The 12,704-nt window shown below is 70.1% G+C and carries 15 protein-coding genes; 12 read left to right on the top strand and 3 right to left on the bottom strand.

The annotated features are described in order from the left end of the window. The first annotated feature begins 62 nt into the window (after nt 1-62). The 5 genes from GGR16_RS17480 to GGR16_RS17460 are packed head-to-tail and all read left to right on the top strand — an operon-like array spanning nt 63 to nt 3,875. The gene (locus tag GGR16_RS17480; protein ID WP_183317435.1) at nt 63-845 is read left to right on the top strand and encodes an ABC transporter permease; all 783 of its coding nucleotides are present in this window, start codon (nt 63-65) and stop codon (nt 843-845) included. Then, nucleotides 838-1,644, top strand: a complete 807-nt coding sequence (locus GGR16_RS17475; protein WP_183317434.1) for an ABC transporter ATP-binding protein — start codon at nt 838-840, stop codon at nt 1,642-1,644. Before GGR16_RS17480 ends, GGR16_RS17475 begins: the two co-directional genes overlap by 8 nt. Continuing rightward, nucleotides 1,641-2,621, top strand: coding sequence for an aliphatic sulfonate ABC transporter substrate-binding protein (locus tag GGR16_RS17470; RefSeq protein ID WP_183317433.1), 981 nt, complete (start codon nt 1,641-1,643; stop codon nt 2,619-2,621). Before GGR16_RS17475 ends, GGR16_RS17470 begins: the two co-directional genes overlap by 4 nt. 7 nt (nt 2,622-2,628) lie before the next feature. Further along, on the top strand, nt 2,629-3,246 hold the full coding sequence (locus GGR16_RS17465; protein ID WP_183317432.1) for a hypothetical protein: 618 nt from the start codon (nt 2,629-2,631) through the stop codon (nt 3,244-3,246). After that, nucleotides 3,243-3,875 carry a hypothetical protein gene (locus tag GGR16_RS17460; RefSeq protein ID WP_183317431.1) on the top strand — a complete coding sequence of 211 codons (633 nt, stop codon included), beginning with the start codon at nt 3,243-3,245 and terminating at the stop codon, nt 3,873-3,875. Before GGR16_RS17465 ends, GGR16_RS17460 begins: the two co-directional genes overlap by 4 nt. Before the next feature lie 8 nt (nt 3,876-3,883). Here the strand turns inward: GGR16_RS17460 and GGR16_RS17455 are convergent, their stop codons facing one another. Continuing rightward, on the bottom strand, nt 3,884-4,654 hold the full coding sequence (locus GGR16_RS17455; RefSeq protein ID WP_183317430.1) for a pseudouridine synthase: 771 nt from the start codon (nt 4,652-4,654) through the stop codon (nt 3,884-3,886). 191 nt (nt 4,655-4,845) lie between these two features. Next, nucleotides 4,846-6,015 carry a 4-hydroxybenzoate 3-monooxygenase gene (gene pobA / locus GGR16_RS17450; protein ID WP_183317429.1) on the bottom strand — a complete coding sequence of 390 codons (1,170 nt, stop codon included), beginning with the start codon at nt 6,013-6,015 and terminating at the stop codon, nt 4,846-4,848. A 108-nt stretch (nt 6,016-6,123) separates the two neighbouring features. Here pobA and GGR16_RS17445 point away from each other — a divergent pair, with 108 nt between their 5' ends. After that, entirely contained in the window at nt 6,124-7,014 is an 891-nt protein-coding gene (locus tag GGR16_RS17445) for a helix-turn-helix domain-containing protein (protein ID WP_183317428.1), read from the top strand. On the opposite strand, the gene pcaQ is transcribed toward GGR16_RS17445, so the two are convergent. Next, nucleotides 7,004-7,921: a pca operon transcription factor PcaQ gene (gene pcaQ / locus GGR16_RS17440; RefSeq protein ID WP_019402048.1), complete on the bottom strand. Its 918-nt coding sequence runs from the start codon at nt 7,919-7,921 to the stop codon at nt 7,004-7,006. The genes GGR16_RS17445 and pcaQ overlap by 11 nt on opposite strands. A gap of 157 nt (nt 7,922-8,078) precedes the next feature. Between pcaQ and pcaC the strand changes: the two genes are divergently transcribed. From pcaC to pcaF, 6 genes are read left to right on the top strand one after another with little or no spacing between them, the layout of a single operon-like run. After that, complete coding sequence (gene pcaC / locus GGR16_RS17435; RefSeq protein WP_183317427.1) at nt 8,079-8,513, top strand: 4-carboxymuconolactone decarboxylase; 435 nt, start codon at nt 8,079-8,081, stop codon at nt 8,511-8,513. Beyond that, nucleotides 8,494-9,246, top strand: coding sequence for a protocatechuate 3,4-dioxygenase subunit beta (gene pcaH / locus GGR16_RS17430; protein ID WP_019402046.1), 753 nt, complete (start codon nt 8,494-8,496; stop codon nt 9,244-9,246). Before pcaC ends, pcaH begins: the two co-directional genes overlap by 20 nt. Continuing rightward, nucleotides 9,246-9,854 (top strand): protocatechuate 3,4-dioxygenase subunit alpha, encoded by a 609-nt coding sequence (gene pcaG, locus GGR16_RS17425; RefSeq protein WP_019402045.1) that lies wholly within the window; start codon nt 9,246-9,248, stop codon nt 9,852-9,854. Before pcaH ends, pcaG begins: the two co-directional genes overlap by 1 nt. 12 nt (nt 9,855-9,866) lie before the next feature. Then, complete coding sequence (locus GGR16_RS17420) at nt 9,867-10,724, top strand: CoA transferase subunit A (protein ID WP_019402044.1); 858 nt, start codon at nt 9,867-9,869, stop codon at nt 10,722-10,724. Beyond that, nucleotides 10,721-11,500, top strand: coding sequence for a CoA-transferase subunit beta (locus GGR16_RS17415; RefSeq protein WP_183317426.1), 780 nt, complete (start codon nt 10,721-10,723; stop codon nt 11,498-11,500). The genes GGR16_RS17420 and GGR16_RS17415 overlap by 4 nt, the downstream gene beginning before the upstream one ends. After that, the gene (gene pcaF, locus GGR16_RS17410; RefSeq protein ID WP_019402042.1) at nt 11,500-12,702 is read left to right on the top strand and encodes a 3-oxoadipyl-CoA thiolase; all 1,203 of its coding nucleotides are present in this window, start codon (nt 11,500-11,502) and stop codon (nt 12,700-12,702) included. Before GGR16_RS17415 ends, pcaF begins: the two co-directional genes overlap by 1 nt. Nucleotides 12,703-12,704 lie beyond the last annotated feature (2 nt).

The raw sequence follows: 12,704 nt of genomic DNA, 5'->3' as shown, positions 1-12,704 counted from the left end.
AGACGCGCCATCCGCCGATGGTGGCGGACGCCCATTGGCGTGACATCCCTTCGTACGAGAGAATGGCCATTCCCGGTCTTGCAAGACATGCCGGCGCCGCCTGCGTCCTGATCGCCCTTTTGGCGGCGTGGTGGCTCGCTTCGGCGGGCGGGCTCGTCTCGGCCTTCCTGCTGCCGCTGCCCGAGACGGTGCTGGCGACGGGCTGGGAGCTCATCAGCGACGGCACGCTCGGCGCGCATGTCGCGGTGAGCATCGGGCGCATCCTTGCGGGTTATGGCCTTGCCGTGGCGCTCGCCCTGCCGCTCGCCTTCCTCTTCGGGGTCTCGCCGGCGGCCCGCCGGGCCTTCGAACCGGTGCTGGAGTTCCTGCGCCAGGTGCCGCCGCTCGCGATGATGCCGCTCCTCATCCTCTGGCTCGGCATCGGCGAGGCGCAGAAGATCGGCATCATCGTCCTCGCCTGCTTCTTTCCCATCTTCCTCGGCGCGCTCGGCGGCATCGCGCAGTGCGATCCGAAGCTCGTCGAGGTCGGCCGCGTCTGCGGGCTGCCGCAGCGGGACCTCCTGCGCCGCATTGTGCTGCCGGCGGCGCTGCCGTCGATCGTCATCGGCCTGCGCATCGCGCTCGGGCAGGGGTGGCGCGCGCTCGTCGGCGCCGAACTCGTCGCCTCAGCGGCGGGGCTCGGCTACATGATCGTCGATGCCGAGCAGCTGGCGCGCACCGACATCGTCATCGTCGGCATCTTCGTCATCGGCACGCTCGGCCTCCTCGCCGATTTCGGCGTGCGCCGGCTGATCGCGCGCACCGCGCCGTGGCTGCGCCAGCGCACCGAGATCACCCATGCTTGAGCTCCGTGGCCTCGGCAAGCGCTACACGGTCCGCGAGCGGGAGGTCGTGGCGCTGGCGGAGGTCGACCTCGCTTTGCCGCCCGGCAGCTTCACGGTCGTGGTGGGCCGCTCGGGCTGCGGCAAGTCGACCCTGCTGCGCCTGCTCGCCGGCCTGACCGCGCCGACGACGGGCGAGATCAGCCACAGCCGCGGGCGACCGACCGTCGGCTGCGTCTTCCAGGAGCCGCGGCTGATGCCGTGGCTCACCGTGACCGGCAATGTCGGCTTCGGCCTCGTGGGCAAGGTCGCGAAGGTCGAGATCGCCGCGCGGGTCGAGGCGGCGCTTGCGCTCGTCGGTCTCGCCGATTTCCGGCACGCCTATCCCGACCAGCTGTCCGGCGGCATGGCGAGCCGGGTGGGGCTGGCGCGCGCCCTCGTGCTCGAACCCGAATTGCTGCTGCTCGACGAACCCTTCGCCGCGCTCGACGCCTTCACGCGGCGCGGCCTGCAGGGCGAACTGACGGACATCTGGCTGGCACGCCGGCCGACCGTCGTCTTCGTCACGCATGACGTGGAGGAGGCCGTGCTGCTCGCGGACGAGGTCGTTCACATGGATGGCGGCCGCATCATCGGGCGCCGGCCGGTGCCGCTCCCGCGACCGCGCGATGCGACGGACCGGGAGCTCGTTGCCCTGCGCCGCGCCATCCTCGACGACCTTTCGGGTAGCGCGGGCCGGCGGCCGCAGCCCGCCCAGGACTTCTTGCACCGCGACCCCTTCTTGCACCGCGACCCCTTCTTGCAACAGGAGACGACTCCGTGATCCCGACGACCCGCCGCAGCATCATCACCGCCGCCCTGGCGCTTGCCGGGGCATTCTCGCTGGCCGGCGCGGCAGGCGTCGCCACGGCCGCCGAGAAGCCGAAGACGGTGCGCATCACCTATGTGGCATCGCCCTTCAACGTGCCCTCCATCGTCATGCGCGCCAAGGGCTACCTCGACGAAGCCTTCGCGCCCTTCGGCATCACCGTGGAATCGCCGGAGATCACCTCGGGCGCCCAGCAGGTGCAGGCCATCGCGGCGGGCGAGATCGACATCGCGAGCGTCCTCGGCGGCTCCTCGGCCATCCTCGGCAAGGCCAACGGCGCCGACGTCATGGTGATCGCCGCCTACAGCCGCAATCCGGAAGCCTACGGCATCCTCGCCGCCAAGGGCGGGCCGGCGGCGATCGCCGATCTCAAGGGCAAGACCGTCGCCGGTCCCAAGGGCACCGTTCTCAACCAGCTGCTTGCGGCGGCGCTCAAGGCGAACGGCATGACGCTCGCCGACGTCGACTACATCAACATGGACCTCGGCGCGGCCCGGGCCGCGCTGCTCGCCGGCAAGGTCGATGCCGCGACGCTCGCCGGCAACAACGCGCTCGCTGTGGAGCAGGCCGGCGGCCATGTCATCGTCAACGGCAAGGGCCTCCTCAACCCGACGACGGTCATCGGCGTGCGCGGTGCCTTCCTGAAGGAGCACCCGGATCTCGTCGAGGCCTATCTCGCCGCCCATCGCAAGGCGCTCGACTTCATGGCGAAGGAGCCGGAGGAGGCGCTGAAGCTCGCCGCCGAGGAGCAGAAGATCTCGCTCGAGGACGCCCGCCGCATGAACGCCTGGTACGATTTCACCCTGGCGATGACGGACGCCGACGTCGCCAATCTCGCCGCCGACCAGGAGTTCATGGTCGAGGCCGGCATGCTGAAGAAGACCATCGACGTGAAGGCCGACCTCATCGCGCCGATCGCCTTCGGCAAGTGAGGCGGCGATGATCGACGCTCTGCTTCTGGATTGCGAGCAGACCGAGGGCGGCGTCAACTTCCTCATGAAGAGCGTCGATCTCGGCTCGCGCCTCGACGTCGTGCCGCTCTACGAGCTCGGCGGCGTCGACCTTGCCGCCTATCGCGGCCTGCTGATCGGCCTCCACGCCGATCAGCGCTACCTGCTCGCCCGTAAGGCGCAGCTCGAGGCCTTCCTGAAGGGGGGCGGCACCATCGTCTTCTGCGGGCATGTCGCCTATCCGTTCCTTGACGAGCTGGCGCCCTACCGGGCCATTCCCGACTATACGGTCGCGGATCTCGAAGTGGTGCGGATCGCCGACCACCCCGTCTGGGAGGGGGTCGATCCGGCGCATCTCACCTTCCGGCGGGGCGTCGCCGGCTTCTATGGACGCGGCGCCAATCCGCCGCCGCCCGGCGCGCGTGTCATCCACGCGCTCGGCCCGGGCCGCCATCCGGTCGATTTCGAGGCTAGGCCCGCCGCCGGCGGGCGCCTGCTGGTCCACGCCGGGGCGGACCTGTGGGGCTATGTGGATTCGGATACGAGCGCCGCACGCATGGCCCCGCAGCTTCTCGACTGGATCGCCGCTGAGGAGGGCATGCGATGAGCCTTGCGGTTGTCGAAGGCGGTTCCTACTACCATCACGAGACGATCAACGCGCCGCGGTTCCGCGACCGTTTCGACCATGCCTTCTATGCGCCGGATCTCGCGGAGGGCGATCTTGACGGCTTTTCCGCCGTGATGGTGGCGGACCGAGTCAGCCCCACGGTCCTGCGCGCCAAGCGGCGCCTCTTCCTGCGCTACCTCAGTGAGGGCGGCACGCTGATCGTCCTCGGCGAGAACCAGGCGCACACCTGGGCGCCGGGCGTCGAGTGGACGTTCAGGCCGACGAATTTCTGGTGGTGGCTCGACAAGGGGACGGATCCCGGACACCGGATCGCCAATCCCGACCACGAGATCTTCCGCCACGTGTCGCAGCGCTCGGTGGTGTGGCATTTCCACGGGCTGCTGCATCCGCCGCCGGGCGCCATCCCGCTCGTCACCATCGCGCCCGAGATGGGCGGCGGGCCCGACGGCACCCTGCTCTACGACCATCCCGGCATCGCCGGCGGCAAGGGGCGGCTGGTGGTGACGACGCTCGACCCCTTCTACCACAATGGCAGCCACTTCATGCCCATGGCGACCGCCTTCCTCGGCGGGCTGCTCGACTGGACTGACGCGGCCTTCCGGCGCTGACGACGCCGTCAGCGCGGCGCCTGGTCGAGCCGGGCCTTTTCCGCCGGCGTCAGGTGCCGTACGGCGCCCTTGGGCAGGTCGCCCAGCGCGAGGCCGCCGATCGCGACGCGCACGAGGCGCAGGACCTCGATGCCGAGGGCTTCGAGCATCCGCCGGATGTGGCGGTTCCGACCGTCGTTGAGCACGATCGCGAGCCAGGCGTTGCGCTGTCCGGCCCGCAGCACGGCGGCCGATCTGGCGCACAGGTGCTCGCCGTCGACCGTCAGGCCGGCGGTGAGGCGGGCGAGCACCGCCTCGTCCGGCACGCGGTCGATCTGCACGTGATAGGTCTTCTCGACATCGGAGGCCGGGTCGAGGAGGCGCTGGGCCCAGCGCGTGTCGTTGGTCATGAGGAGAAGGCCCTCGCTCGCCTTGTCGAGGCGGCCGACCGGCGCGACGAAGGGCAGTGTGAGCCCGTCAAGGCAATCGTAGACCGTTGCCCGCTCCGCGGGGTCGTCGCGGGTGGTGACGAGCCCCCGCGGCTTGTTGAGCATCAGGTAGACCTTGCGCTCGGCGACGACCGGCTTGTCGTCGACCGTGATGCGCGCCCGGCCTGGATCGACCCGGATCGTCGCATCACGGACCGTGCGTCCGTCGAGCTTGACGCGACCCTCGGCGATCAGGGCCTCGGCCTGCGTGCGCGAGCAGAAGCCGAGCTTCGACAAGGCGCGCGGCAGGCTGACGACGGCGCCTGCGGTGTGCCGGGGCCCGCCTCGGCCCCTCGGAAGAGGTCGGTTCACGGCCGGCCACCGGGGGCGCGGGCCGCTGCGTCACGGGACGCGCGGGGCGGGCAGGAGATGGGACCTGCGTGCAATTGATCCTGCTCCTGCCGGATGGGTTGCCGGCAGGCGCTTTAGGGTCTTCCATGCCGCAATGCAATATCGCCGGTGCAATGCAGCGCTGCCTTCGCCGCCGGCCGCGGCCCGGCCGGTCAGTCCGGCAATCCGGTGTAGTTCTCGGCGAGGCTCGTCGCGGCGGCGCGCGAGGACGTCAGATAGTCGAACTCCGCCCGCTGGATGCGGCGGCCGAAGGCGCCGGTCGTCGGGAAGACGTGGAGCAGCGACGTCATCCACCAGGAGAAGCGTTCCGTCTTCCAGGTGCGGGCGAGGACCTTGGCCGAATAGCCCTCGATGCCGGCGCCGGACTTGTCGCCATAGTGCTCGATGAAGGCATCCGCGAGCAGCCGCACGTCGTGCATCGCCATGTTGAGACCCTTGGCGCCGGTCGGCGGCACGATGTGGGCGGCATCGCCCGCAAGGAACAGGCGGCCGAAGCGCACCGGCTCGGCGACGAAGCTGCGCAGCGGGGCGATGGATTTCTCGATGCTCGGTCCAGTCGCGAGCCGCTCGGCCACCTCCGGGTTGAGGCGGCGCCGCAACTCGTCCCAGAAGCGCTCGTCCGACCAGGCCTCGACCTTCTCGTCGGCGTCCACCTGCACGTAATAGCGGCTGCGGCTCGGCGAGCGCATGGAGCAGAGCGCGAAGCCGCGCTCGTGGTGGGCGTAGATCAGCTCCTCCGCCACGGGCGGCTTGTCGACGAGCACGCCGAGCCAGCCGAAGTGGTAGACACGCTCGAAGATCTGGATCGCCTTCTTCGGCACGCTGGCGCGCGTGACGCCGTGGAAGCCGTCGCAGCCGGCGATGAAGTCGCAGGCGATCTCGTGCGTGACGCCGTCCTTGCGGTAGCGCACGCGGGGGCGCGTGCCGTCGAAATCGTGGATCGAGACGTCCTCGGCCTCGTAGATGGACAGGGCGCCGGACCCTGCCCGCGCCTCCATCAGGTCGCGCGTCACCTCGGTTTGGCCGTAGACGGTGACGTGGCGGCCGATGAGACCCGAGAAGTCGATGCGGTGCATGTCGCCGTCGAAGGAGATCTCGACGCCGTCGTGCACGAGGCCTTCCGCCTTCAGGCGCTCGTCGACGCCGGCACGGGCGAGGAGTTCGACCGTGCTCTGCTCGAGGACGCCGGCCCGGATGCGGCCGAGGACGTAGTCGGCGCTGCGCCGCTCGATGATGACGGCCTCGATGCCGGCCCGCTCCAGCAGCCGGCCGAGCATGAGCCCGGCGGGTCCTGCTCCGATGATCGCAACCTGGGTACGCATATCGTCCTCCCCGCGGCCTTCGCGGCCGCTCGTCATTGGCGACAAGTCTGTGGAGCGCAGGTGCGATTGCCAATGGACGGAGCGGACAAAGAGTTGGACGATACGAACATGACCGACATCCCCGTCTACGCCCTCTACGGCGAGAACACCTACTCCGAGGAGCAGAACTGGCTGCACTGGGAGACGATCACGTCGCGCAGCCGGCTCTACGGCTTCCACATCGCCCCGCACCGGCACGAGCAGTTCTTCCAGGTGCTGTTCCTCGCCCGCGGCGCGGCGCGGGTGACGCTCGACGGCCTGGAGACGGCGCTTGCGGCGCCGGCGCTCGTCACGGTGCCGGCGCTCACCGTGCACGGCTATGCCTTCTCGCCCGACGTGGAAGGCTTCGTGCTGACGCTCTTCGAGCGCGACCTTGCCGGGCTCCTCGCCGAGGTGCCGGACATCCTGGCCGGCTTCGCGCGGCCGTGCATCCTCAGGCCCGAGACGGAGGGGCTGTCGCCGCTCGCGGCCGACATCGCCCGCCTCGCGCAGGAGGCGGACCGGGCGGCACCCGGCCAGGCGCTCGCCGTCAGGGCGCGGCTGGTGCTGCTGTTCCTCGCCATTCATCGCATCGGCCTTGCCGGCCCGGCCGCGGCGGACGGTGCGGCCGCCGTCACGGCCCGGCACCTGCGCGCCTTCCAGGCGCTGGTCGACCGGCATTACCGGGACAACCGCGCGCTGTCCTTCTATGCCGGGGCGCTCGGCATGAGCACGACGCATCTCAACCGCATCTGCCGGCGCGAGCTCGGCATCACGGCGCTCTCCGCCATCGAGGGCCGCGTCCTTGTCGAGGCCAAGCGCTACCTCAAATTCAGCGCCCTCAGCGTCAAGGAGATCGGCATCGTCCTCGGCTATGCGGACCCGGCCTATTTCACCCGCTTCTTCACGCGGGCGGCGGGCGTGACGCCGAGCCGCTTCCGTGCCCTCTCGCGGAGTGAGGAGGCGGCGCTCACAGCCTGAGCACCTCCACCGTGTCGCGGATGGCGCGCGAGAGGATGTCCATCGCGGCATTTCCGGTCTCGCCCTGCCGCGTCGTCAGGCCCACGGCGCCGCGCGTCTCGGAGGTGTCGATCGGCAGGAGCCGCAGCAGGCCGTCGGCCACGTCGGCGGCGACGACGCCCTCGGAGATGATCCACACGGCATCCGAGCTGCGCACGAAGGCGCGGCCGAACGCGTCCGACACCGTCTCGATCTCGCCGGGCAGCTCGGCGATCCCGTGGGCGAGCAGGAAGCGCTCAACGAAGGGGCGGATGACGGAGCCGCGCGTCGGCATGAGGATCGGGAATTCCCGGATGCGCGCGAAGTCGAGCCGGCCCGACAGGAGGGGGTGGCCGGCGCGCACCACGAAGCGGACCTGCTCGGCATAGAGATGCTCGAAGGCGAGGCCCGCCATCTGCTCCGGCGCGGCGAGGCGGCCGACGACGATGTCGAGCTGGCCGAGGCGCAACTGGTCGAGCAGCACGATGTTCTCGCCGGTGACGATCTTGGTCTGGCTGCCGGTCTCAGCCGCCAGGAACTGCGCCATGGCGCGCGGCATGATGCGCGTCGAGACCGTCGGCAGAGCGCCAATGCGGATGGGCGGGCCGCCGCCCGCCCGGGCGCGGGCGACGCTGTCGATGCCCTGCTGCACGGCGGCGAGGCTCGCCCCCGCATGGCGCAGGAACAGTTCGCCGTAATGCGACAGGCGGATGCCGCGGCCCTCGCGGTCGAACAGAGGGGCGCCGAGGATAGCCTCGAGCTCGCGGATCGTCTTCGTCACCGCCGGCTGGCTGACGTTGAGCACCTCCGCGGCCTTGCCGATGGAGCGCTGGCGGGAGACTTCGAGAAAGGTCCTCAAGTGGCGCAGGCGCACGCGACCGTCAGCCATCCAAGCCTCCACAACAGATAACGTACAGGTTATCATAAGCGGCGCTTTTATCATTTTACAGAAAGATTTTCGCGCAGCACTATGACGCCAACGAATGACGGCACCGTCCACCGCAACGAGCGCGGGGCGACAAGCCGGACGTGGGAGGAAGGGCTCAATGCCGACCGAGGACGAACCGTCCGAGCGCTATCTCCAGGGCCTCGCCACGCGGCGCACGGTTCTCGGCGAGGCGCATGTCGAACGGGCGCTCGCCAACCAGAGCGGTTTCGACGGCCCGTTCCAGTCCCTCATCACCGAAGCCGCCTGGGGCCACGTGTGGTCGCGCGAGACGTGGACGAAGCGCGAGCGCTCCATGGTCACCATCGCCCTCCTGGCCGCCCTCGGCCATTACGAGGAGATGGCCATGCACGTGCGCGCCACGGCCCGCACCGGTGCGACAATGGACGACATTCGCGAAGCCCTGCTGCATGTTGCCATCTATGCCGGCGTGCCGGCCGCCAACCAGGCGATCAAGGTGGCGCGCGAGGCGCTCGCCGGCATGAAGGAGGGCGAGGGGCATGGAGACGAGGGGCATGGACAAGCGGCTCTCTAATCTCGCGTCCGAGGCGGCGCCCTTCATGGCGCGCGACCGCGGCCGGCATCCGCCGGCCTATGCGCCCGGCTACAAGTCCAGCATCCTGCGTGCGCCGGGCGAGGCGCTCGTCTCCTTCGAGAGCACCTTGTCGGAGAAGACCGGGCCGGCCTTCGGCCACAACGTCATCGGCGCGCTCGACAACGACCTCATCCACAATTTCGCCAAGCCGGGCGAATCCGCCATCGGCGAGCGCATCATCGTGCACGGCCGCGTGCTCGACGAGAACGGCCGGCCGGTGCCGGACGTATTGGTGGAATACTGGCAGGCCAATGCCGGCGGTCGCTATCGCCACAAGCGGGAAGGCTATCTCGCCCCGCTCGATCCCAATTTCGGCGGCTTCGGCCGCTCGCTGACCGACAGCGAAGGGCGTTACTGGTTCCGCACCATCCGCCCCGGCGCCTATCCCTGGCCGAACGGCGTCAACGACTGGCGCCCGGCCCACATCCACTTCTCGGTCTTCGGCTCCGGCTTCGCCCAGCGGCTCATCACGCAGATGTATTTCGAAGGCGACCCGATGATCGCGCAATGCCCGATCGTGCGCACGATCGCCGACCCGGCGGCCATCGCCCAGCTCGTCGCGGCGCTCGACATGGCCAATGCGGTGCCGATGGACAGCCGCGCCTACAAGTTCGACATCGTGCTGCGCGGGCGCCGCTCCACCTTCTTCGAGAACCGGCCGGAGGGGAACTGATGGTCCAGCACCTCGACCGCCTCAGGGAAACGCCGTCGCAGACCGCGGGCCCCTATGTCCACATCGGCCTGACGCCGAATGTCTGCGGCATCACCGGCGTCACGCCGGAGGACCTCGGCGCCCGCATGGTGGCCGACGGGGTCCGCGGCGAGCGCATCACTATCCGCGGCCGGGTGCTCGACGGGGCGGGGCGGCCGGTGAACGACTGCGTCGTCGAGATCTGGCAGGCGGATGCCGCCGGGCTCTACAACAGCCCGATGGAGCATCGCGGGGCCGCCGACCCGAACTTCACCGGCTTCGGCCGCTGCGCCGCCGACGAGGAGGGCGTCTTCTCCTTCGACACCGTGAAGCCCGGCCCCGTGCCCGGGCCGCGGGGGGCGACCATGGCGCCGCACGTGAGCTTCTGGATCGTCGCGCGCGGCATCAACATCGGCCTCCACACGCGCATGTATTTCTCCGACGAGGAGGCGGCGAACCGGGACGATCCCGTGCTGCGCCGCGTCGTGCCCGCCCGCGTGCCGACGCTGATCGGCCGGCGGGAGGGCGACACCGTCCATTTCGACATCCGCCTGCAGGGCGAAGACGAGACCGTTTTCTTCGACGTTTGAGGGCAAAGCCTGATGGCGACTTTCATGAGCCTCGCCGAGGCCGTCAGCAGCAACCTCTTCGACGGCGACACCGCCGCCTTCGAGGGCTTCACGCATCTCATCCCCCACGCGGCGGCGCACGAGGCCATCCGCCAGGGGCGGCGCGACCTGACGCTGGTGCGCATGACGCCCGACATCGTCTACGACCAGATGATCGGCATGGGCATGGCGAGAAAGCTCGTCTTCTCCTACGCCGGCAATCCGGGCGTCGGCCTGCTGCGGCGACTGCGCGACGCGGTGGAGAACGGCTGGCCGCATCCGGTCGAGATCGAGGAGCATTCCCACGCCGCCATGGCCAACGCCTACGAGGCGGGCGCGGCGGGCCTGCCGTGCGCCGTCTTCCGCGGCTACAAGGGCGCGAGCCTCGCCAGGGTCAATCCCAACATCCGCTCCGTCACCTGCCCCTTCACCGGCGAGGAACTGGCGGCGGTGCCGTCGATCCGCCCGGACGTGACCTTCATCCACGCCCAGAAGGCGAACCGCCGCGGTGATGTGCTCATCGAGGGCATCATCGGCATCCAGAAGGAGGCGGTGCTCGCGGCAAGGCGCGCCGTCGTGACCGTGGAGGAGGTGGTGGAGGATTTCGCGGGCGTCCACCCCAACGCCTGCGTGCTGCCGCACTGGACCGTGAAGGCCATCGCCGTCGTGCCCGGCGGCGCCCATCCCTCCTATGCCCACGGCTATTACGCCCGCGACAACCGCAGCTACCTCGAATGGGATGCGATCGCCGCCGACCGGGAGGCTTTCACGGCGTGGATGAAGCAGAACGTTCTCGACAAGGACGCGGACGTCTTCGCGGGCCGCGTTGCAGCGCTGAGGGCCGCACGATGACGGGCTTTACCTCCGACGAGATGATGACCATCGCCGCGGCGCGGGCGCTGAAGAACGACGATGTGTGCTTCGTCGGCATCGGCGCCCCCTCGGCAGCCTGCAACGTGGCGCGCCTCACCCACGCGCCGGACATCACCCTCATCTACGAAAGCGGCACCATCGGCACGGCGCCGGAGGTGCTGCCTTTGTCCATCGGTGACGGGGAATTGTGCGAGACGGCGGTGACCACCGTCTCGGTGCCCGAGATGTTCCGCTACTGGCTGCAGGGCGGGCGCATCAGCGTCGGCTTCCTCGGCGCGGCGCAGCTCGACCGCTTCGGCAACATCAACACCACGGTGATCGGCGACTACCACCAGCCGAAGGTGCGCTTGCCCGGCGGTGGCGGCGCGCCCGAGATCGCCTCCTCCTGCGGCGAGATCTTCATCACCATGAAGCAGTCGAAGCGCGGGCTCGTGGACAAGATCGACTTCTTCACCTCCTTCGGCCATGGCGAGGGCGGCCATGCGCGCGAGAGGCTCGGCCTCAGGACCAAGGGCCCGACGCTGCTCATCACCGACCTCGCCATCTGGAAGCCGGACCCGGAGACGAAGGAATTCACCGTCACCTCGCTTCATCCGGGCGTGACGCGCGAGGCGGTGCAGGAGACCTGCGGCTGGCAGGTGCGCTTTGCGGCGGGCCTTACCGAGACGCCGGCCCCGACGGCGCTCGAGCTCGACACCCTGCGCGCCCTGAAGGCCCGCACGGCCGCCGCGCACGGCGGGCAGGAGGTGGCCTGATGGCGGAAGCCTTCATCTGCGACTACGTGCGCACCCCCATCGGCCGCTTCGGCGGGGCGCTGGCCGGCGTGCGGGCGGACGATCTCGCCGCCGTGCCGCTGCGGGCGCTCCTCGCCCGCAACGCCGCGCTTGATGCGGCGGCGATCGACGACGTCATCTTCGGCTGCGCCAACCAGGCGGGCGAGGACAACCGCAACGTCGCCCGCATGGCGCTCCTGCTCGCAGGCCTGCCGGACAGCGTGCCGGGCACCACCATCAACCGCCTGTGCGGCTCCGGGATGGACGCGGTGCTCACAGCCGCGCGCGCCATCCGGGCGGGCGAGGCCGAGCTCATGATCGCCGGCGGCGTCGAGAGCATGAGCCGCGCCCCCTTCGTCATGCCGAAGGCGGAGAGCGCCTTCTCGCGCCATGCCGAGATCCACGACACGACCATCGGCTGGCGTTTCGTCAATCCGCTGATGAAGGCGCAGTACGGCGTCGATTCCATGCCCGAGACGGGTGAGAACGTGGCGGCCGAGTTCGGCGTCTCGCGCGCCGACCAGGACGCTTTCGCCCTGCGTTCGCAGCAGCGCGCCGCCGCTGCCATCGCCTCCGGCCGCCTCGCCCGCGAGATCGTGCCGGTCGCGATCCCGCAGCGGAAGGGTCCGGATGTCGTCGTCGAACGCGACGAGCATCCGCGCGAGACGACGCTCGAGGCGCTCGCGCGCCTGCCGACGCCCTTCCGCCAGGGCGGCACGGTGACGGCGGGCAACGCCTCCGGCGTCAACGACGGCGCGGCCGCGCTCGTCATCGCCTCCGAGGCCGGGGCGAAACGGCACGGGCTCACGCCGATCGCGCGCATTCTCGGCGGCGCCGCGGCCGGGGTTGCGCCGCGCATCATGGGCTACGGCCCGGTGCCGGCGACGCGCAAGCTGTGCCTCAGGCTCGGCATGGCGCCGGAGAACTTCGAGGTCGTCGAGCTCAACGAGGCCTTCGCCTCGCAGGGGCTCGCGGTGCTGCGCGGGCTCGGCATCGCGGACGACGCGCCGCACGTCAATCCGAACGGCGGTGCCATCGCCCTCGGCCATCCGCTCGGCATGTCAGGGGCCCGCATCACCGGCACGGCGGCGCTGGAGCTCGCCGCCCGCAAGGCCCGTCACGCCCTCGCCACCATGTGCATCGGCGTCGGTCAGGGCATCGCCATCGCGCTCGAGGGTGTGTGACG

Origin of the sequence: Chelatococcus caeni (genome assembly GCF_014196925.1) — a bacterium.
Lineage (GTDB): Bacteria > Pseudomonadota > Alphaproteobacteria > Rhizobiales > Beijerinckiaceae > Chelatococcus_A > Chelatococcus_A caeni.
Note: the sequence above shows the minus strand (reverse complement) of the source record. Positions and strands in the feature narration are given on the sequence as shown.